This is a genomic window from Parapedobacter brassicae, from assembly GCF_051400755.1.
Taxonomy (GTDB): Bacteria; Bacteroidota; Bacteroidia; order Sphingobacteriales; family Sphingobacteriaceae; genus Parapedobacter.
Genome location: NZ_JBLFFL010000012.1, coordinates 44,491 through 65,393 on the forward strand (window position 1 = coordinate 44,491; position 20,903 = coordinate 65,393).

21 protein-coding genes are annotated in these 20,903 nt (G+C 50.6%); 16 read left to right on the plus strand and 5 right to left on the minus strand.

The annotated features are described in order from the left end of the window. Positions 1-16 precede the first annotated feature (16 nt). The 4 genes from ACMGDE_RS19205 to ACMGDE_RS19220 all read left to right on the plus strand — a co-directional run bounded on the left by ACMGDE_RS19205 (position 17) and on the right by ACMGDE_RS19220 (position 3,303). Positions 17-1,765: a RagB/SusD family nutrient uptake outer membrane protein gene (locus ACMGDE_RS19205; protein WP_436834455.1), complete on the plus strand. Its 1,749-nt coding sequence runs from the start codon at positions 17-19 to the stop codon at positions 1,763-1,765. 166 nt (positions 1,766-1,931) lie between these two features. After that, positions 1,932-2,612, plus strand: coding sequence for an endonuclease/exonuclease/phosphatase family protein (locus tag ACMGDE_RS19210; RefSeq protein WP_436834456.1), 681 nt, complete (start codon positions 1,932-1,934; stop codon positions 2,610-2,612). Between the two features lie 69 nt (positions 2,613-2,681). Next, positions 2,682-2,903 carry a DUF2281 domain-containing protein gene (locus tag ACMGDE_RS19215; RefSeq protein WP_436834457.1) on the plus strand — a complete coding sequence of 74 codons (222 nt, stop codon included), beginning with the start codon at positions 2,682-2,684 and terminating at the stop codon, positions 2,901-2,903. Between the two features lies 1 nt (position 2,904). Further along, positions 2,905-3,303: a type II toxin-antitoxin system VapC family toxin gene (locus ACMGDE_RS19220; protein ID WP_436834458.1), complete on the plus strand. Its 399-nt coding sequence runs from the start codon at positions 2,905-2,907 to the stop codon at positions 3,301-3,303. Positions 3,304-3,501: 198 nt separating this feature from the next. On the opposite strand, the gene ACMGDE_RS19225 is transcribed toward ACMGDE_RS19220, so the two are convergent. From ACMGDE_RS19225 to ACMGDE_RS19235, 3 genes are all read right to left on the minus strand, one after another. Next, positions 3,502-4,443, minus strand: a complete 942-nt coding sequence (locus ACMGDE_RS19225) for a helix-turn-helix domain-containing protein (RefSeq protein WP_436834459.1) — start codon at positions 4,441-4,443, stop codon at positions 3,502-3,504. A gap of 63 nt (positions 4,444-4,506) precedes the next feature. Further along, positions 4,507-5,340, minus strand: coding sequence for an SDR family NAD(P)-dependent oxidoreductase (locus ACMGDE_RS19230; RefSeq protein WP_436834460.1), 834 nt, complete (start codon positions 5,338-5,340; stop codon positions 4,507-4,509). A 162-nt stretch (positions 5,341-5,502) separates the two neighbouring features. Further along, positions 5,503-8,037, minus strand: coding sequence for a DUF3857 domain-containing protein (locus ACMGDE_RS19235; RefSeq protein WP_436834461.1), 2,535 nt, complete (start codon positions 8,035-8,037; stop codon positions 5,503-5,505). Positions 8,038-8,344: 307 nt separating this feature from the next. Between ACMGDE_RS19235 and ACMGDE_RS19240 the strand changes: the two genes are divergently transcribed. From ACMGDE_RS19240 to ACMGDE_RS19250, 3 genes are read left to right on the plus strand one after another with little or no spacing between them, the layout of a single operon-like run. Further along, positions 8,345-9,649 (plus strand): spondin domain-containing protein, encoded by a 1,305-nt coding sequence (locus ACMGDE_RS19240; protein ID WP_436834462.1) that lies wholly within the window; start codon positions 8,345-8,347, stop codon positions 9,647-9,649. A gap of 10 nt (positions 9,650-9,659) precedes the next feature. After that, positions 9,660-10,286 (plus strand): peroxiredoxin-like family protein, encoded by a 627-nt coding sequence (locus ACMGDE_RS19245; RefSeq protein ID WP_436834463.1) that lies wholly within the window; start codon positions 9,660-9,662, stop codon positions 10,284-10,286. A gap of 38 nt (positions 10,287-10,324) precedes the next feature. After that, positions 10,325-11,161, plus strand: a complete 837-nt coding sequence (locus ACMGDE_RS19250; RefSeq protein ID WP_436834464.1) for a helix-turn-helix domain-containing protein — start codon at positions 10,325-10,327, stop codon at positions 11,159-11,161. Positions 11,162-11,168: 7 nt separating this feature from the next. On the opposite strand, the gene ACMGDE_RS19255 is transcribed toward ACMGDE_RS19250, so the two are convergent. Both ACMGDE_RS19255 and ACMGDE_RS19260 read right to left on the minus strand, forming a co-directional pair. Next, the gene (locus tag ACMGDE_RS19255) at positions 11,169-11,393 is read right to left on the minus strand and encodes a hypothetical protein (protein ID WP_436834465.1); all 225 of its coding nucleotides are present in this window, start codon (positions 11,391-11,393) and stop codon (positions 11,169-11,171) included. Between the two features lie 63 nt (positions 11,394-11,456). Beyond that, complete coding sequence (locus ACMGDE_RS19260; protein WP_436834466.1) at positions 11,457-11,984, minus strand: DUF4168 domain-containing protein; 528 nt, start codon at positions 11,982-11,984, stop codon at positions 11,457-11,459. Between the two features lie 213 nt (positions 11,985-12,197). Between ACMGDE_RS19260 and ACMGDE_RS19265 the strand changes: the two genes are divergently transcribed. The 9 genes from ACMGDE_RS19265 to ACMGDE_RS19305 all read left to right on the plus strand — a co-directional run bounded on the left by ACMGDE_RS19265 (position 12,198) and on the right by ACMGDE_RS19305 (position 20,248). Then, positions 12,198-12,668: an RNA polymerase sigma factor gene (locus ACMGDE_RS19265; RefSeq protein WP_436834467.1), complete on the plus strand. Its 471-nt coding sequence runs from the start codon at positions 12,198-12,200 to the stop codon at positions 12,666-12,668. Between the two features lie 3 nt (positions 12,669-12,671). Next, on the plus strand, positions 12,672-13,220 hold the full coding sequence (locus ACMGDE_RS19270) for a hypothetical protein (protein ID WP_436834468.1): 549 nt from the start codon (positions 12,672-12,674) through the stop codon (positions 13,218-13,220). Positions 13,221-13,324: 104 nt separating this feature from the next. Beyond that, positions 13,325-14,896, plus strand: a complete 1,572-nt coding sequence (locus tag ACMGDE_RS19275; RefSeq protein WP_436834469.1) for a family 43 glycosylhydrolase — start codon at positions 13,325-13,327, stop codon at positions 14,894-14,896. A 14-nt stretch (positions 14,897-14,910) separates the two neighbouring features. Then, a complete protein-coding gene (locus ACMGDE_RS19280) occupies positions 14,911-15,789 on the plus strand; it encodes a DUF808 domain-containing protein (protein WP_436834470.1) in 879 nt (292 codons plus the stop codon). 69 nt (positions 15,790-15,858) lie between these two features. After that, complete coding sequence (locus ACMGDE_RS19285; RefSeq protein WP_436834471.1) at positions 15,859-16,338, plus strand: nucleoside deaminase; 480 nt, start codon at positions 15,859-15,861, stop codon at positions 16,336-16,338. 124 nt (positions 16,339-16,462) lie between these two features. Further along, positions 16,463-17,431 carry a GntP family permease gene (locus ACMGDE_RS19290; RefSeq protein WP_436834472.1) on the plus strand — a complete coding sequence of 323 codons (969 nt, stop codon included), beginning with the start codon at positions 16,463-16,465 and terminating at the stop codon, positions 17,429-17,431. Further along, positions 17,394-17,792 (plus strand): GntT/GntP/DsdX family permease, encoded by a 399-nt coding sequence (locus ACMGDE_RS19295; RefSeq protein WP_436834473.1) that lies wholly within the window; start codon positions 17,394-17,396, stop codon positions 17,790-17,792. Before ACMGDE_RS19290 ends, ACMGDE_RS19295 begins: the two co-directional genes overlap by 38 nt. Positions 17,793-17,873: 81 nt before the next feature. Continuing rightward, a complete protein-coding gene (locus ACMGDE_RS19300) occupies positions 17,874-19,220 on the plus strand; it encodes a deoxyguanosinetriphosphate triphosphohydrolase (protein ID WP_436834476.1) in 1,347 nt (448 codons plus the stop codon). Between the two features lie 44 nt (positions 19,221-19,264). Next, the gene (locus tag ACMGDE_RS19305; protein ID WP_436834474.1) at positions 19,265-20,248 is read left to right on the plus strand and encodes a hypothetical protein; all 984 of its coding nucleotides are present in this window, start codon (positions 19,265-19,267) and stop codon (positions 20,246-20,248) included. The last annotated feature ends 655 nt before the right edge of the window (positions 20,249-20,903 follow it).

A 20,903-nucleotide genomic window follows, 5' to 3' on the forward strand; every position in this document is an offset into this window, starting at 1 on the left:
GTTAGCAATATTGATCATGAAAAAGTCAATCATCTATATAGCCGCCAGCCTGGGTCTGCTGGTTTCCCAATCCTGCAGTGATTTTCTGGAAACAGAGCCCTTTGACAAACTGGTGCCAAGTTCCTTTTTCGCGACGGAAGAAGACCTGCAACTCTATACCAACTCATTCTATCAACAAATGCTCCCCTCTGCCGATGTGGCAACGCAAGGAGATGGTATGGCCGATTATTCATCCATCACCCAGAGCTCGAACTTTATCTCCGGAAACTATTCGTCGGTAAACGAGGGCGCCTGGAACTGGACCGACCTGCGGAATATCAATTATTTCCTGGCCAATTATAATAACGAAGCCATTCCTGAGGAGGCCAGAAACCACTACGCAGGCATCGCCCGGTTTTTCAGGGCGTGGTTCTATATTGATAAGGTGCAGCGCTACGGAAATGTGCCTTGGTATGATGCGCCGCTGGCTACCGATGACGAGGCCTTGTACAAAACACAGGATCCACGAGAGGTAGTGATGCAGCACGTACTGGAAGACCTGAACTTTGCAGCGGAAAACATCCGCGATGCCAAAGACAATACGTCCTCGACGATCACCCGTCAGGTAGCCTTGGCGTATAAATCAAGGATAGCGCTTTACGAGGGAACATACCGGAAATACCATGCCGAGCTGGGCCTGGCCGCGACAGCAGATCAGTGGCTTACCGAAGCGGCTAATGCAGCCAAAATGGTGATGGATGCGGGTACCTATTCGCTTTACAACACCGGAAACCCGACAACCGACTACAGGACACTGTTCATATCTGAAAATGCCGTCAGTCAGGAAGTCCTGTTTGCATTGGTTTTCAACAACGCGCTGAAAAGGTGGCACGCACTGACCTGGAAGTTCAATTCAGCTACATACGGTGCCCGCTGGGGGCTGAACAAGCAGTTCATCAATACGTATTTGATGACTGATGGCAGCAGGTTTACGGATAAAGCCGGGTACGACGAGCTGTTGTTTGTGGATGAAATGGCGAACCGTGACAATCGCCTGGCCCAGACGGTCAGGTCCCTGGGTTACAAAAGAAGCGATGGAAGCGCAGCGCCGCCGAATTTCGGTTACACTTTTACCGGCTATCACCTCCTTAAATGGAGCATGGATGACAAAAGACTGGACGGGATTGGCGAAGCGTATAATACGATTCCGTTGATGCGCTTTGCTGAAGTGCTCTTGAATTACGCCGAAGCGAAAGCCGAACTAGGGCAGTTTGACGAAGCGGTGTGGGCCCAGACCATCGGACTGCTCAGGGAGCGGGCCGGGGTAAATGTGGCCGTCCCGCAAACGGCAGATCCCTATCTCCGAGAGGTGTACTTTCCGGAAATATCGGACAGGTATCTGCTGGAGATCAGAAGAGAGCGCGGCATCGAGCTGTGCTATGAAAACCTCAGGTATCAGGACCTGATGCGGTGGAAAAAAGGGAAATTGGTTGAAATGCCATGGAAGGGGATCTATGTGCCGGCCATGGACCGCCCCATGGACCTGGATGGGAACGGTACGCCCGATGTATCTTTTGTCTCGAAAACACCGGATGCCGCGCAGCCCGGGGTAACGTACTTTGTGATCGATAACAATATCTCCAAACTCACTGGCGGAACTTCCGGCCACGTGATCTGGGGAGCGAATGAAAAGCGTAGTTTCGAAGATAAGAAATATCTTTATCCGATATCCAATTCAGATATCGTACTCAATCCGGCCCTGGTCCAAAATCCGGGTTGGGAGTGACGCGATATTGACAGGATAACGGCTATCACTGCTTGTTGATGCTCCGGGAAAGGAGCATCAACAGTTAATTTTACTTGAAATGCGAAACAAAAACTTCTTTTTTCCCGTTTTTAGCCTGTTGCTTGTGCTGTTCAGCTTGCCTTCGCAAGGTCAAAACCTCAAAGTGATGAGCTATAATATCCATCACGGAGCAGATGCAGCAGAACAAATGACGCTGCGCGAGATGGGAGCGTTTATCAAAAAATCGGGGGCAGATCTGGTGGGGTTGCAGGAAGTGGACAGTCTTTGCGGGCGATCCGGAAACATAGACCAGATGAAAGTGCTCGCGGAGATCACGGGCATGCACTATGCATTTTACAGGCATTTTGCCTATGATGGGGGGGCCTATGGCTTAGGGATTTTGTCTAGATATCCCATCAAGGAGCAAAGCAACAAACGCATCACTTCCATGAAAAACGGAAGGAAAGAATCGTTGGCTTTCCTGTCTGTCAAACTGAATACGGGCAGAAGAGAACTGGTGTTTTCCACGGTGCATATGGCCCTGGATCAGCCGACAAGATTGATCCAGGCGGAGGAAATCATGCACCATTTAGCGGGAAGCGAATCCGTGATATTGACCGGCGATTTCAATGCCCTGCCTGACACAAAAGAGATTCAATTGATTTCGGAGCGGTTAACGTTTATGGATCAGGGGCTGGCGCATACCTTTCCGGCAGCTAAGCCCGTCAAAAAAATAGATTATATTTTCGTATCTCCGTCACTTCTTAAAGGGAAGAGCAGCACCGGCGTTCGGAAACAGATCCAATACTCCGATCATTTGCCGCTGGAAGCAAAACTCAAATTATAGTCGTCGGGGACTTTGCAGCGTAATTATCATTTAGGAAAAATAACTTATCTTTGTTAAAAAGGGATAACTATGTATACGGCGATAAAAGGCGTCTATGAAAATGGTAAAATAACATTTACAGAGGAGCCGCCTGTAAAATCTAAAGCGGAAGTGGTGATTACATTTCTTACTGGACAGGATAGTGCTGAAAAAAGTCAGCAGCGTAAATTAAAAATCGGTTTGCTAGAGGGTAAAATAAAACTTCCGGATGATTTCAACGAGCCCTTGGACGACCTAGAAGATTACATGTAGCATGTATTACCTGCTCGATACCCACGTGTGCATCTGGGCCTTGGCGGATCAAGGTAAATTGTCTGAGCGAGTGAGGGAAATCTTTGAAAGCGATAAAAATGGCTTTTTTGTGAGTAAAATGAGCTTCTTTGAAATTGCTATTAAACTGAAAATCGGAAAATTGACCGAATTCGGTGTTTCGTTAGACGAATTCATTGACGCTGCTTACCGCTCTGGATTTAACACGTTATCAATCAAGGACGAACATTTTAAGGCTTACATGCAGATCGATTTTGCGGAAAATCATCGAGACCCTTTTGATAGATATTTACTTGGCGCCGCCCAATGTGAAAGTCTTTCGTTTATTACCAAAGACGAAAAGTTTGACGCCTACAAGAACACCTATCCCATTATTTGGTAAGAACACGTTAACTTGAACCTCAGTTTCGTGAGCGTGCGTGACCATCCTGGGCTTTGACTATGTTGGCGCAGATGACCCTGAAAGATATCAAAAAGCTGAAGCGATCAAATACCTAGATTGAGTAGCGGTAAAGCGTATCCATTAAAATGTGCGACAGACGTTGTGCTCGGTCGTACCGCCTCCACCCCATTTGCAATGTCAGTTAAAACGTTCCCGAAATTCGATCGGGCTCTGATTTATTTTATTGCGGAAAAATTTACTGAACGATTGCGGGTGCTCAAAGCCCAGGGAATAGGCGATTTCCGAAACGGACAGGCCGGTGGTGGAAAGCTTTTCCTTGGCTTTCTCGATCAATTTGTTGTGGATATGCTGCTGGGTGTTTTGCCCGGTAAGGGACCGCAGCATGTCGCTGAGGTAGCTTGGGGAAAAATTCAGCCGGTCAGCAAGCGACTGGACAGTAGGGATACCCCGGTTCAATGACGTTTGCCCATCGAAGTATTCGTCCAGTATCGCTTCCAGGTTTTGTAATACCGTATCGTTGACGGGCTTCCGCGTGATGAATTGCCGCTTGTAGAAACGATGGGCGTAGTTCAATAATAACTCAACCTGCGAGATAATGACATCGTGGCTGATGTCATCGATGCGACTGTTTAGCTCGTCTTCCATATTCCTGAAAACGGAGAGAACGACCTCTTTTTCCTTGTCAGATAAATGCAGCGCCTCGTTGATGGAATAGGAAAAATAATGGTATCGCTTAATTGTTTTCGCCAAGGGATAATTCAGCAAAAAATCAGGGTGTATTAACAGGGTGATTTGCTGATTGACACACTGATTTTCGAGGTGGCCGTCGCCCACTTGGTCATTATTGCCGACAATCTGATGGGGCGCAGCGAAAAACATCCCGCCCTCACTGAAATCAAAATACGTTTGGCCGTACCGCAGCGTGCCGCCCAAATGGGGTCTGAAAGAGATTTTATAAAAGCTCAATACATGGCGATGGTGTGGCGGCTGCTCGGTAAGCGGCTTGTCCACGCCGTTGACCAGTGCAATCAGGGGATGCTGGGGAGCAGGAAAGCCGAGGATTTTCATGGCCTCCGATAGTGACTCAAACTGCTTTGGGCCGTGTTCGCTTTTGTTCATAGCTACAAATTTAGTAAAATGCCAGCCGGTATCCGATACCGGATACCGGCTGTAGTGGGTGATTTATCCTTGTGCAGCGTTCGAAACGGCTTCCCAGGCTTCCCAGGTCTTTAGCCGGCTGGAATAGACCTCACGGACCTCGGGCAGGTTATACCTCCCCAGAAATAAGCGCAAAGGGGGATTGGGGGCGTCAACCGCGGCAAAAATCGCCTCCGGTGTTGCTTCGGGGTCACCTTTTTCCAGCCGCTGGATGTTTCCGAATACTTCAGCTTTTAATGCTTCATAAATAGGCTGGCTATCCGCAAATTTCAATGATTCCTGGCTGCCGAACGTATTGGCATACGCGCCCGGCTCGATGATGGTGACATCAATGCCAAAGGGTTTGACCTCCATAGCTAAACTCTCATAAATGGCTTCAAATGCCCATTTGGATGAACAGTAGTAGCCGATAATGGGATGCGTAACGTGCCCCAGTGAACTGGATATGCCCAGCAGATGCCCCCAGCCCTGCTTCCGCAGCAATGGCAATGCGGCCTGGATCACAGAAACGGGACCAAGCACATTGGTATCGTAAAGCTGCCGGATATCATCGGCGCTCGCTTCTTCAATGGTTGCCACGAGGGAATAGCCTGCATTGTTTAAGACGATATCCAATCGGTCGAAATGGGCATGGGCGGCATTCACGGCCGTTTTTACCTGGTCGGGGTCGGTAACGTCTAAGGCCAGTGTTAAAACGTTGGCACCGTATTTTTCTTTCAGATCGGCAATGCTCTCCAAGTTGCGGGCGGTGGCGGCGACCTTGTCACCGCGTTGAAGAGCCGCCTCTGTCCACACCCGCCCGAAACCTCGGGAAGCTCCCGTAATGAACCATACTTTTTCTGCCTGTTGTTGTACCATAGTCAAAATCTGTTAAATGAACGATGGTACAAAGTTCGGCAGGCGCCAATCCGGGTGAGTAGCCAAATCGGGTGGGGTTGTAGCCGAAATGGGAAAGAACGGTATGCTATATGGTAGCCGCCCTTTTTTTCCACTGGGCAATGACCGACTGCCGCACTGACATCAGGGATTGACGAAGGTCTCTTTAGCGCGGGATGAAAGCAGGAAGTAGGGCGTCCAGATGGCGGCAAACACGAATGCTTTAATGACGCCTATGACATCGCTGACATCGGATGCTCCAAGTGCGGGAATGGCGTACGGCAATAAGGAGTCAACGAAAACAAAGGCAAAATTGAACAAATAGAACCCCGCTGCCAGCGATGGCAAGATGGCCTTGCGCCTGAGCATGAAGATGGCGCATATCACGCTAAGTCCGATCGTGATCAGATTGCAGGTCAACTCAAGTGCGACCAGTAGCTTGAAGGGGATATTCATTGCGGTGCCTTGATGGACATTCCATACGGCGGCGTTGAAGTGGCCGGACGTGCTTAGAAATACCGAAACATACAGTGGCGTGATGAGGAATGTGATGAGTGGTAGGATAAGCCAGCCGCCGATTCGCTCGTAGATATGATGCGTTTCGGGATCGACCTGTGGCTGGAAAGGTTTTCGATAGGCCAAATAACCAAGGAAGGCTAATAGGCCAAATACGATCAACGACCAAAGCATGGCGAACCAGGCGGGACCTCGGCTGCTGACTCCGGCGGCGATGTTGATCGTCACGGTGTTTGATAGGTGGTCATTGGTAATGGTTTTGACGTCGGCGGCAAATTCCGCACGCTTTGATGCCGAAATGACCGGTGTGTGGTACTTGAATTGGTATTCGAGGATCAGGGTGTCTGCCTTTGCGAAAATGGATGCCCCGAAGATGTATCCATCCCGATCGAGAAAAAAATTGTTGCGGGGCATGCGCCAACCATATGGAGAGACCACGGCAATGCGGTATTCGACATCGCTGGGGTAGTCAATAGCAATGGGCGAAGTCTTGGAGGCGGGGACAGACGGCAGCCGGTCGTATATCATTTGAGCAAAGAGGCTGACGGTGTGTTGCCCGCCCTCGCTTTTGGTGAGGAAGGCGGGTATGCGGTAGCGCTCCGACAGGGTGATGCGGTTGAGTGCTCGATCATCATCGATGTGTAGCGAATCGATGGCCTCGATTTCGGGGTATAGTTTGGAGTAATAATCGAGGTAGCTTTTTTCGGTATCCCAAATGCTGCTATAGGCGAGCTGCGACCGGAGTTGGTCGGCTTCGTGGCCGCTGTAAATGGTCTCTACCACCAAGGTGGCAAGGGCCTCTTCGTCAGCGGAAAGGGTGTATCGCTCTTCGCACTTAATGCCGCCGGATTGATTGGATTCAACGGGCATGAGCTCACTGTGCAGTGTTTCCAGCACCAGGGCCCAGCCGTATCGGGGCATCGACCGATTGTCCAGGTCGCTGCCTTGGTGGCTGATCGTCGGATCTGTCCAATAAGGTTTTCCGTCGATTTCGAAGGAAACAATGGCATGGTTGAACACCGATGGCGAGGGCAGTTGCTCCTTGATCTTATCGATGAGTGTGGTGTTGACCAACGCGAGATGGGCCTCGATTCCCGCATGGCGGAGCATACTTACCAACAGGAGGGATTTGTCTTTACAATCGCCGTACCGCTGCGCGAATACTTGTTCAGGACGATGTGCCCTGTGCGAATATTCGCCGATTTCTACACCGGTATACCGGATTTCGTCTTGCACAAACCGGATGGCAGCATTTGCGAACTTCTTGAGGTCTTTGCCCGATTGCTGCAACAGGTCGTTGGTTTTGACCTCCAGCGAGCTTCCGAGCGCATTCGGTATCGGGTTGATGCGTTGCGCCCACTCGCCTACCGCATCCCAGCCGTTATACTCGGACAGCTGGACATGTCGATAGGTATCGATCCATGAGGGGGCATAGGATTCGTAGAGTACCGCCTCGATCATATCCTGTTGCCACTGGTACCGCAGCAGCTGGCCTATTGGCTGGATATTCGGCGCAGGGGCGCCATTGAATGTCTTCACCTCTAACGTCCGCGATTTTGACACCAATATGGAGGTATGGAGCTGTGAAATGGGCACCGACCCTTGCAAATAGACATCGTCGAAAAAGCGACCTTCAAAGACCGGATTTCTTCCGATGATACTATAACTGTACTCGATCTGGTCGCCGACGCGTATATCATCTAACACCAAATAGGCAGAATAATCACCATTGTAAAGGAATGAGGCGGCATCTTGCTCTACTGCGACGACCTTAAACTTATCGATATTCAACGCATTCGTCCGCTGGCCATCGCGGATAACCCATAGCTCATGAAACTGGAGTTTTTGATAGGCGGGTGAAAAACTGACCGAAATATCGACGCCATACTGTACGCCGGATTCGTTCACGATTTCGCGGATAATATGCGTATAGGAAACTTGCTGTTCGGCATGCTGCTGATAATCCAACAGCTTGAAATAGTAGCCATCGCTGATTTTCTTGGCCTCGGGCCGGTGACCGTTGGGTACAACCGCTTCTACCCAAGATGGTGTGGGAGACCGAGACACCGCCGGCTGGCCGAAGACGGACCCGGTAAATAGAAAAGTGAAACAAAAGCAAACTGCAACAAGGGCGTAGCAGCCCATTTTCCCGGATGGAGGCATATCGAACGTTTAGGTCAACATTTAAAGCACTATAGCGGTTGAATATACACATTTTCTTTATATCCAAATATTCTGAACCTGAAATTTGATAGCGGCTATTCTCCTGCGAACTTTCGCAATTTCCGGCAGTTTTACTTGACCTTTCCCGAATTGCGGTAAGGACGCATCGGGGAATCGAGGAGTGAGTGCGAAAGCGCACCCACTCTTCGGGAAAAATCGTCAAGTCATCGGGAAATACGGATAAATGCGCTTCTAGCCTAGGACCTATCTTTGTTTCATCGTTTTTTGATGAATTAAATGATTGATTATGAAGGCTACAAAATTAACTTGGCTGTCACTGGCGGCGCTGCCGTTTTTTATCGCTGCGTGCGATAAAAACGATGACATGGACGCACCGGAGGGAACGATGGCGACCCTCATGGTAGAAAATGTATTGGATGCAAGGCCGCTGGTCGAATCTGGAATGTTTATGAATGGTGGATCTGCTCCGGTGGTGCTGCCCGGGGAGTCGATATCCTTCCAGTTTTCTGCGGCAAAAGGACAGGCGGTTTCTTTTGCGACGATGTACGGCTGGTCGAATGACCTGTTTTTTGCTCCGGCTAACCCGGGTATCCAGTTGTATGAAGAAGATGGCACGCCGGTAGAAGGCGATGTCTCCGGCCAGGTGAAGCTGTGGGACAATGGCACCCGGATCAATGGGGCGCCCGGAGCGGATTTGATGCATCCGGGCACGGCGGAGACCGCACCGCAGAACATCACGGAAGTGTCGGGCATGGATGCGCAGGGCAACAGCTATGCGCCGGCATCGACGCTGATGAACGCATCGCTGACCTATGAGGGTAACTCGACCTTCACGCTCACGATCGCCAATACATCGGGTGCTACGGCGAACCCCACGCCGTTCAGCCCGGGTGTGTGGGCCATTTCTTACATCGCCGGTGGCGAGCTCCTGAACCCGAATCCGCTGTACGAAGCAGGCAAACCCTCGGCAAACGGGCTCACTGACTTGGCCGAAATGGGCGACAACGGTGTACTGGGTGAATATATCGCCGGGCAGACGGGCATTTTCACCCCGCTTTCGCCGGTACTGGCGGTAGTATATAACAGCATAGACAACCCGCTCTACATGACCGGGGAAAAAGACCGGGGCAATGGATTGAAGGAACTGGCGCAAATGGGAGATGCTTCGGGATTGGCCGAATACCTGATGACGCTGGAAGGCGTAAAGGAGGTGCATATCTTGCCTGCTGCCAGCACGACGGTGTTATTGCCGAGCATCGGCGGGCAGCCGGGCGGTAAGGTCTCGCAGGAACTGACGGTGGCCAAAGGCGACCGATTGGCCATCGCCACGATGTACGGGCTGTCTAATGACTGGTTTTTTGCGACGAAGGACAACGGCGTGGATGCGACCATGAAAGGGGATATCTCCACGTCCATCGGTCTGTACGACAATGGTACGGCGGTGGATCAGTTTCCGGGTGCGGGTGTGACGCAGGCTAACCTCGCCGGGACGCCGTTGGCGGAAAGCAAGGCTATTGCAGCGGTGCCGAACCCCAATGCCTTTACGACGTTGCCTGCCATATCGGACATCATCAAGGTGACACTGCAATAACCGGGGTACCATGAAGCATATCGTATTATCTTGCGTGGGCCTGTACCTATTGGCCATGACAAGCATCGCCCAAGGCCAGCAGCAGGATGCCATCCCGCAGCGACCGGAAGACATCAGCCCCTTGCTCAACGGCGAGGCCATTCCGATGCTGACGATAAAGGATCCTTCGGGGATGGATTTCGACCTGAACAAAGCCGTATCTGAAAAGCCGACGGTGCTGGTCTTTTACAGAGGGGGCTGGTGCCCCTTCTGTAACCTGCAACTTTCTAGTCTGCAGGACATCCTCCCGGAATTGGAGAAAACCGGCTATCAGTTGATTGCCATCAGCACCGACGCGCCGGAAGGATTGATGGAGGCCACGGCCAAGGGAGAGCTGGGTTATCAACTGCTCTCCGATGCGGACCTGAATGCATCGAAGCGCTTCGGCATCGCTTACAAGGCACCGCAGAACTATTGGGACATGCTCCCCAAGACAACGGGCGGAATGGACGTGGACCTGCTGCTACCGGTGCCTTCGGTATTCATCTTGGATAAGAAAGGAGTCATCCGGTTTGAGTATATTAACCCTGATTTCAAACAGCGCCTGGATGCCGGTCTCCTGCTGGTGGTGGCGCAGCAGATTTATAAGGGATTATAGCGGGTATCTTCCGGCATCTTTGGTAACTTAGGCGGGAAATGACACGGGAATACAGCGAAAAGGTAACGCTTGGGCGTTTTGTGATGCATGCGCACAATAGGCAGTTTTCAGGCAGAGGCCTGTGCCATCCAGACCCCCAGGCCATCAATACGTTTGTCTACAACAAGGGACAGGCGCAGCGGGTGACGATCGATGAAACCACGTATACGATGCCGGGGGCATGTATCCTTCCGCTGGTTTCGAATCAGCATTTTACGTTTGAACGCCCCGAAGAACTGGTAGCATGGCAGTTTAACCGTGAGTTTTACTGCATTGTGAACCACGATGCCGAGGTGGGGTGTGTGGGGTTCTTGTTTTATGGTATCCACCACCCGATGTTTATTGAGCTCAGTGCCGCGGAGCTGGAGGAAATGGATATCTTGGAGAAAACCTTTTCGGATGAGCTCCAGGTGCGGGACAATTTTCAGGGCGAGATGTTGCGTACGCTGCTTAAACGGGTGATCATCAAGGCCACCCGGAAAGCAAAAAAGCAATGCGAGAGCTATCAGCTGTTTCCCGATGAAAAAATGGATTTCGTACGGAAATTCTCACTTTTGGTGGAAGCCAACTTCAAACAGCATCATGAAGTCCGGTTCTATGCCGAGGCGCTCAACAAATCGCCGAAGACGCTGAGCAACGTGTTTGCGCTCCTGAAGCAGCCGGCCCCATCAGTGGTGATCCGCAACCGGATCATCCTGGAGGCGAAGCGCTACCTCCACTACACCGACAAATCTGCCAAGGAAATCGCCTACGAGCTGGGGTTTGAAAGCCCTGCGCATTTCAGCCGGTTTTTCAAGCAGCACGCGGGCACGAACACTTCCGCGTTTAGGGGGTGAAAGCGATTTACGCCTCGTCGTCATCGAGATTTCCAGACGCTGTGCCAGCTAAGTCTCCCCCTTCGCTATCTACTTCATTCGGATCATCGGTCTCGCGTATACTGGCATCATCTGAGTCATTATGCTGCGGCCGTTTATCGAATGCTAAGTGGTTCGCACGCTCGTTTTCGGCGATTCCTTTTTCTTTTTTTTTCGGATCGACCGGGTCATGTCGTTGACCATTGTCCCTCATAACGTTATCCTCCTTTTAATACCAACATCGGTCGAGGGGAAATGTTTAGGCCGTTAGGCATTCCTAATTCTCCTGGTCTTTGCCCGCTTTCTTTGCCTGCTGTTCTTTAATCATGTTGTCCAATTGTTCTTTTACCTTTGGACTCCGTTGGTAGGCTTGTGCGATTTGCTGATAGGTGTCTACGTCCAGTCCTTCTTCTTCAACGGTTTTTATCATTTGTCCTTCAATAGCTTGCTGCATCTCCGTAATTTTTGCTGCAGCCTTTTGAAAAGACTCAACATCCTTAGGGTCATTTTTTTGAGCAGTGCTGTCCGGCTGCTGTTGGGACTGGGCTATTTGATTGAATTTCTCTACGGAAATCCCTTGTTCCTCAACAATTTTCACCATCGTATCCTGTGCCGCCATTTGAATTTCACCAATTTTGGTATTGGCATTGATAAATGATGTCAGTTCCTTTTTCTCAAAGTCTTCCTTCAGCGGTAGCTGATTGGGAGCAGGCTCCTGTCCGAAAGCGACATCAACGCTCAAAAAAGCCACCAATAGCACGATCGCTCCGAACATCGCTTTCCATCTTCTTTTTCTAATCATCATCATTTTTCCTGTTTTTTACGTTATCGTATATATATTGAACGTTGGTAGTCGATATTATTGCCTTGACAGCCGATAAATTTGAAATGGTGCGAATAATAATCGGGACCCTGTAAGTTCTCGCCAATCTTTGCAACTAACTCGGCAAACAGCAAAATATGTATAGCATAACAACAGCTTTATTGATGGCAGATACACCATTTCAAAGAACTAATCATGGATGAAACGCTCTTCTTACGGTTGATTGATGAGCATCAGGGAATCATTCATAAAATATGCAGGCTTTACAGGGATTCAAAAGAGGATCGGGAAGACTTGTTTCAGGAGATCGTGTTTCAGCTATGGAAATCTATTCCGTCTTTCAAAGGCACCGCTAAATTCAGCACGTGGATGTACCGGATAGCGCTCAGTACGGCCATCGCTGCTTTCCGGAAAAAGAGGCCAGATATCCGGTATACGGAATCGCTGCCTGACGAACAGGATGTGCAACAGGAGCCGAGTGAACACCGGGAGCGCCTGTTTGAAGCGCTTAAGAGGTTAAACGATGCCGACAAAGCACTCATCACCCTCTATTTGGAAGACCTGAGTTATCAGGAGATCGCGGAGATATCGGGTATCAGTGAAAATAACGTGGGGGTGAAACTGAACAGGATTAAAAACAGAATTCAGGAACTTTTAAAAAATTAAGTAATGGAAAATGATGCATTGAAGTCTGCTTGGCGGGGCGTGGATACACCGCCGAAAAGCAGCACGGAGTTAAAGTCGATCATGCAGGAACGTACGCATCCGGTACTGAAAGGCATCCGTAGGCAGTTGACGATAGAAATCGTTGGATTCACGGGCTTTCTGTTGGTGTATTATGATTTCTTTGATGGCGACCGCAAACCCGCATACGCAAATGTGCTGCTGGTAAGTGCAATGCTCTTCGTGATTATACATAATAGTATGGGGTATATGCTCACCAAGCGAGGTATTGAGGGCAACAATATTAAACAGTCGCTGGAAGATCGTTTTTCTAAAATGAAAACGTACGCAATGGTGTCCGTTGTGACCCGCATGGCGGCAGCTGCCTGTTTGTGGTTTTTCTTTGTTTCAGTAATGAAGTTCGATACGGGTCGGTATTGGATGCTGGTGGTAGTGGTATTGCTGGTCGGTGTGCAGATAGGTATCTTATCGAGGATATGGATGGGGAGGATAAGGCGGATGAAGGAAGCTATGGACGATTTTTCGGGGGGTTGAATATGGAATGTTTGACGAAAAATCCCTACCTTCCCCACCGCTTTGTGCGCAGGGGAGGGTACCGGCGCGGCAAATGATGTAATCGGTTTAATCGTTGAGCTTTTATGAAGAAGACCTTTGGGATGTATTTGGCAATGTTGTTGCCAATCGTGTACAGCTGTACCGGCAATCGGCCGGCTGATGAGCAGCAAGATCAAATGACTATTGTAAACCCTGTGTTGCCGGGCGACCATCCGGACCCGACGGTCATTAAAATCGGTGATACGTACTGGGCATCCGCCACGTCTAACGAATGGGCGCCGTTATTCCCGATTTATAAATCTACGGATTTGGTCAACTGGGAGGAGGTGTCCTATGCGTTTGCTGATCTGCCGCAATGGGCCAGGAATAATTTCTGGGCACCGGAATTGGCGTATGATGAGCAACAGGGCAAGGTGTACCTGTACTATACCGCCCGTGATAAATCGACCGGGCGCCTCGCCGTGGCCGTGGCCAGTGCTCCTACTCCTGAAGGCCCTTATACCGATCATGGACCCTTGGTGAGCCAGGAGTTGGGGTCTATTGATGCATTCGAAGTGAAGGACGATGCCGGTAAAATCTATCTGCTATGGAAGGAGGACGGCAATAGCAAGGGCCAGCCTACGCCGATGTGGGCGCAGGAAATCAATGCGGAGAGAACCGAACTGTTAGGGGAGAAGCATCAGTTGTTTGTAAACGACAGCGAATGGGAAGGCAGGCTGGTGGAAGGGATCAGCGTGTTCAGGCACAACGATTATTACTACGCGACGTATTCCGCGGGAGCCTGCTGCGAAGTGACCTGCAATTACAAAACCGGTGTGGCGCGGGCCAAGCATCTGCTGGGGCCCTGGGAGAAGTATGAGGGCAACCCGGTATTGGTAGACAATGAGCACTGGAAGTGTGCCGGACATGGGACGGTGGTGGAACGCGGCGGCGACTTTTATTACCTATACCATGCGTACAACCAGGCAGGGAGCGTGTATGTGGGCAGGGAGGGGGTGCTGGAAAAGATCAACTGGACGGCTGACGGCTGGCCGGTGTTTGCCAATGATGCGACGCATAACCGGGATGTGGCCTCGGTGGATTATACGGATGATTTTGAGGCGTTGAACCCGGTATGGCAATGGCGGGTAAACCAGCCAGCTGAATATCGTGTGGGCGACAATGGCCTCTTCTTGTCGGCATCGGAAGCGAATGACGGCATCGGTACGCTATTGGTGCAACCCATCACGTCCATCAACTACGAGGTGTCAGCGAGCATTGCGGTGGGGACGACCAATGAGCAGACCGGGGCTTCCGTAGCGATGATCGGCGGGGCCAACAACCGGTTCGGTGCACCGATTGCTGGCATCGGCGTCGGCGTATTCGGGAAAAAGGTGAAGGTTTGGCGGATCGCAAAAGAGGATATACAGCATTTGCAAGAGGTTGACCTCGGCGGAACGGCGGATAGCGTGAGCCTGAAAATCGCGGTTACCGATGGCCATATCGTAACCTTTTCATGGAAGGAAGGGGAAGCGGGGGAATGGAAATCGGTGATGGAAGGCTACGACGCGGCGTCGCTTGTGCCCTGGGGAATGGGATTCCGGGTGGGCATCGCGGCTAAGGGAAAAGACGGAGAACAGGTCAATATCACCGGTTTGGAAATCAAGAATAAATAAGGAGGCGATAGATCATGGCATCAGGTTTTTTTGCAATCTTGGATGATATTGCTGCTTTGATGGATGACGTTGCTGTAACGAGCAAAATTGCGACCCGTAAAGCAGCGGGTATATTGGGAGACGATCTGGCGGTCAATGCAGAAAAGGCGACAGGTTTTCTGGCTTCGCGTGAATTGCCTGTGCTATGGGCGATCACCAAGGGTTCGTTTATCAACAAGCTGATCATTATTCCGATCGCGCTATTGCTAAATGTGTTTTTTCCGGTAGCCATAAAATTTATCCTGATTTTAGGAGGAGCATATCTCGCGTATGAGGGCGTCGAAAAGATTGTTGAATACCTCTTCCACCGTCCGAAAACCGGCCATGAAGTGGTGGAAGAAAGCCAGGAAAGCGACGGTGATGCAGAAAAAAAGAAAGTCAGATCGGCGATAACAACTGATTTTATTCTCTCTGTAGAAATTGTAATCATTGCTTTAGGGACTGTGCTAGCGGAAAGTTTGACACTCCAGATCATAACTGTTTCGGTGGTTGCATTAGTGGCAACAGTGGGCGTTTACGGTATTGTTGCCCTTATTGTGCGGATGGATGATACAGGCTTCAGGCTGATCAAGTACGCCAATGACAAAGGTTGGTTGTCAACATTGGGGCACCTGCTAGTGAAGTCACTGCCTATTGTGATCAAATGTTTGGGGGTTATTGGAACGATCGCTTTGGTTTTGGTTTCGGGGGGTATCTTCGTCCACAACATTGACTATCTGCACCATATTCTCCCGTCATTGCCGCCGTTTCTTAAAGAATTGGCGATCGGTTTGATCGCCGGACTGATCATAGTTGCGCTGGTGACGGGTGGCAAGAAGGTGTTTTCGCTGGTATACAATCGGAGCGCCGGGTGACGCCGTGCTCGCATCCGCGAGGACCTTTTTAGAAAAAGTATATCGCTATCTCATAAAACGAGGATCGACATGGTTACAAAAGATGATGTTTCCTTTCTAACGCAAGCCGTCGAACTGGCCCTCTCGGGTGCAAAACAGGGTGCTGGCGGCCCATTCGGCTGTATCATTGTCAAAAACGGGAACATCGTGGGCCAGGGGTATAACCGCGTGACGTCGGATAATGACCCTACGGCGCATGCCGAAATCGTGGCGATCCGTGAAGCCTGCCGGCAATTGCGTTCCTTTCAGTTGGATGGTTGTACGGTGTACGCCTCATGCGAACCCTGCCCGATGTGTCTCGGGGCCATTTACTGGGCCCGGCCGGAGCGCGTTGTATATGCGGCCACCCGCTTCGTGGCGGCGGACGCCGGTTTTGATGACCAGTTTATTTATACCGAGCTGAACCTGCCGGAAGCCGAAAGGAAGATTCCATTCATACACTGCCCGGATGAACGGTTTCTGACGCCTTTTGAATACTGGAAGCAGCAGGGCGACAAGACGCTGTATTGATGGGGTGTGGTGAATGTTAACTGCTTATCGCTGGACCGTTTCAAGGTGACCCGCCTGTCGGATGGTGAAGGCTTGGTATCCGGAGAGCCGGAGGTAGTAGTGAGGTAGGTGTTGAATCGATCAAATGGATAAAATGCAGGTTTCCATTGCCGCGCTGGTATTGACCGTCGCGTTTGTTGTTTGGAGTACCGCCCGCAAAAAGTGGAATCCCTTTTTTGCCCTGGCCCTGGCGGCGCTGGGCGTGGGCTTGCTCACGGGGATGCCCCTGCCGGAGATCGTCGAGCAGCTCAAGGTGGGCTTTGGAAATACCCTCGGCAAAGTAGGTGTGCTGATCATTCTGGGGACGGTATTAGGTGGCGTGCTGGAGAAAACAGGGGCAACGGTGTGCATGGCAGAATACCTGATCAGTAGGGTATCCAAAAGGAATGCCCCGCTGGGGATAGCGCTGACCGGCTATGTAATCGGGTTTCCTCTTTTCTGCGATAGCGGATTTATTGTATTGAACGGCTTGAATCATTCGATGGTGAAGAAAACTCACTGGACGATGGCGGTGATGGCCACTGCACTGGCCACGTCTCTGTATGCGGTACATTGTCTGGTACCGCCGCATCCGGGTATGGCCGCCGCAATCGAAACGGTGGGAGGTGATTTCGGCACTATCATGCTGATGGGCGCCCTGCTTGCTATCCCCGCGGCCGCCGTGGGTCTTTTTTTTGCACGATGGAAAGGGAGAAGGGTAACCGATGACTATGCACCATCGGCCGATATGGTCGAACAACCATCCCATTTGCCACCCGTATGGTTATCTTTCCTGCCGGTACTGCTCCCAATCTTTTTGATCGCATGTGGCTCATGCACCCAGCTATTTTCCGCGGAATTGCAGCAGTTCGATGCACTCGCTGGGTTGCTCTTGTTTGTGGGCGATCCTAGCGTGGCGCTGGGCGTAGGTATCTGCGCGGCGCTCTTCTTGGTAAAACGAGCGGATAGAAAACAGCTGACCGGCCGGAGGTGTGGAGAAAGCGGGTGTTATTATCGCCATTATCGGTGCCGGTGGCATGTATGGTCAGTTGCTGCAGCATTCGGGAGTGGGTAGTGATTTGGGCAGGTTGTTGCAAGGGGCGTCATTGGGCATATTTCTGCCTTTTCTGATTGCCGCCTGCCTGAAAGCTGCGCAGGGATCCTCTACGGTGGCCATGATCACGGCCGCCTCCCTAGTAACTCCGATATTGGGCGATCTGGGGCTGGATACCTCAATGGGCATATCACTGGCGATTCTCAGCATGGGGGCCGGCAGCATGTGTGTAAGTCACATGAATGATTCGTATTTTTGGGTGGTCAGCCGATTTTCGGGCATCAGTGCCACCGCCACGCTGAAGGTATTTACCGTGGCCACCTTGCTCATGGGAATGGTGACGCAGCTGCTCATCTGGGCGATATGGATGATTGTTTTATGATGAAACCGAGCATAATGCCCCCTTGGCAAACGATCCTTTAAAAAGGCCAATTTATCTTACCTTTGCGACCACATGGATGCAATGAATTGGAAGCAACTGCTTTCTGCTAAACGGTGGGGGTATGAATCCCGTAAGATAGATGATCAGCACGACGCACGGTCCGAATTCCAGCGCGACTATGACCGGCTGATTTTCTCGTCGCCTTTCCGCAGGCTCCAGAATAAGACGCAGGTGTTTCCGTTGCCGGGTAGTGTCTTCGTACATAATAGGCTCACCCATAGTCTTGAAGTAGCCAGCGTCGGTCGATCACTGGGGCGTATTTTTTATAATGAAATGTGCAGGGCGAACCCGGCGATCGACAAGGAGCTCCCGTATTTGCAGGAGGTGGGCAATATCATCTCCGCTGCATGCCTATCACACGACCTGGGCAATCCGGCCTTCGGCCATTCGGGGGAGGCGGCCATGTCCAGTTATTTTACCGACGGTGCCTGCGCGGCATTTGAGAAGCAGATGACGGAAGCCGAGTGGGCAGACCTAACTCACTTCGAGGGTAATGCCAATGCGCTACGGATACTCACACACCCCTTTGAAGGCAAGGATGAATATGGCTTTGCACTCACCTATAGTACGCTGGCAGCGATCGTGAAGTATCCCTGTGCGGCGGTGGACGGTCACAACAAGCAAGTGCATCACCGCAAGAAATATGGTTTTTTCCAATCCGAACAGGGGGTGTTTGAGCGCATAGCGGTGGAATTGGGCCTGATTAAAGATAGGGAAACACAAACCGGCTATAAGCGGCACCCGCTGGTCTATTTGGTGGAGGCCGCGGATGATATATGCTATAATATCATCGATTTGGAAGATGCGCACAGGCTTGGCATACTGCCCTATGAACAGGTGGAATTGTTGCTGCTGCCGGTATGCCGCGACGGGCAGCTGAAAGCGCGGCTGGAGAAGCTGGCCGACTTCGACAGCAGGATAAGCCTCCTGCGGGCCAAAGCGATCAATACGTTGATCATGGCTTGCGCTCAGGCGTTTTACAAGCATCAAGACGCCATATTAAGCGGGCAGTTCGCCAGACCGTTGATGGAAGCGGTGGATGCCGATTTGGTAGACGCCATGCGTGTAATCGAAGCGGTTTCAGTGAAGCAAATATACAATGCCCAGTCGGTGGTGCAAATTGAAGTGGCGGGCTATAAGGTAATGAATGGATTGCTGGAGGAGTTTGTGCCGGCATACCTGAAGACTGGAAAAAGCAAATACGATACCAAGCTGCTGGCGTTGATGCCCGGGCAGTTCCACACCAAACGGGAAGACGCTTATTCCAAAATCCAGTCGGTGCTCGACTTCGTCTCGGGCATGACCGACCTGTATGCGGTAGAATTGTACCGCAAAATTAAGGGGATTTCCTTCCCGTCATTGGATTGATTCATGCAGGTGCTGCGAGACCCATAACAAATAGCTATTCACGAATGAAGATATATAACCCATTCAACGATTTTCGTTTCGATAGTAAAACCTGTTTCTTGAGCGGACAGCCATTGCAATCGGCAGATGAACAAATACAGGTCTTCCCGCATTGGCTGATGCGTAGGTTTGAGCTGGAAGACAAACCGTTTAAACTGCTCGATGAGAGCTTCCGCACGTACAAGCAGTTGCAGCTGCCCTGTTCGGCGGCGGTGGCGGAGCATATTGCCGAGCTGGATAATCAGGTGGCGGAGGCTTTTGACAAGGGGTATCATGCAGTGAAGGAATTGGGAGATGTAGTCTTGTTTCAGTGGGTAGCCAGGATGGTGTATGGGGTGGTGTTTAACGAGATACAAGCAGGTATGCGGCAGCAGGCGCTCAGCGGGGAGGGGATGAATTTTTCTCAGGTATTGGCCCATAAATTCAAGAACTTGCACGTGATGCTGCAATCCTTGATCGTACCCATGCAGTTTGATGGCATGGCCCCCTTCTCGGTGGTAATTGTGCAGGTGGACAACCCCGAACATACCTTTAGCTACCGGGATGAGATCAATACCTTGGTGTATTCGCTTAGGATGAATGACGTTGGCCTCATCGTGTGCTTGCAAGACAATGGAACGAACAAGGTGTATCACGAGGAATATTTGGAAAAGATAAACGGACAGGCGCTGCATCCCATTCAGTTTGAAGAATTGTGCGCCAGGTTTTTTTATTCGGCATACTTGTTTGGCCGCTTGCCCGAATATACGGTACTGCCAACCGACGATATGGTATATGTAGAGCCCATGCCCCTAGTGGATATGAGCATGAGACCGATGTTTGATCGGTGGCAGGTGAAAACCTATGGGCAGGTACTCGAAAATTTTTGGAAGCCTTGGGGGTATACGTTATTCGAGATCATTAAGGATCCTGAACGACCAATGTCTTTTTTGGTGGATGAGCAGGGTGATTTTATTCCTGCACGTGAGATCACCCTGTCTAAGGGATAATGAGGCCGCATGGGCGGAGGCTTGATTTTTTTATTATTTTGTTTGGTGTCGATGATTAAAAATCGTTAGCTTTGATGCCTTGCTTTTTTGAAAAGGCGGGATGTTGTTCATTGATGAAGAGGTGTAGGAAAAATAATCATGCTGATTTTCAGGGCGTGTAATTTGTTCTGATAAATTTCAGCAAAGATATTTTGGAAGTTAAAAAAGCCCTTCTATCTTTGCACCCCGCAATTGAAGGAACGGATGCAGTGAGAAGGAATGCGGGTGTTGTTTGAAAGGTGGTTGGCAGCGGAAATGGGCGAAATGGTGCACGGGAAAATGCCAACAAAAGGAGTGAAAAAAATAAAAAATAATTTTTTTGGTTTTTTCAAAAACATCCTTACCTTTGCAGTCCCAAACGGAGCGGGGATTTAGGGAGTGTTCCGGGGGCCCGGTTAGCGCGATGCGATCCGGGGAGAGAAGGAGAGAGATTCGGCCGGTTAAGGAGCCGGCCCGATATAGAAGCCGAAGCGTGAGCGGGGGCGAGAGAGTTCTTGAAGATATTGATATTCATGTAGCGTAACGAGTAGTCTGTTTAAAAGGGCGAAAGTTAAGATAGACAGACCTAAGTCAATCCAGGTAGATAGACATAATACAGTAAAGATTGATTCTAAGA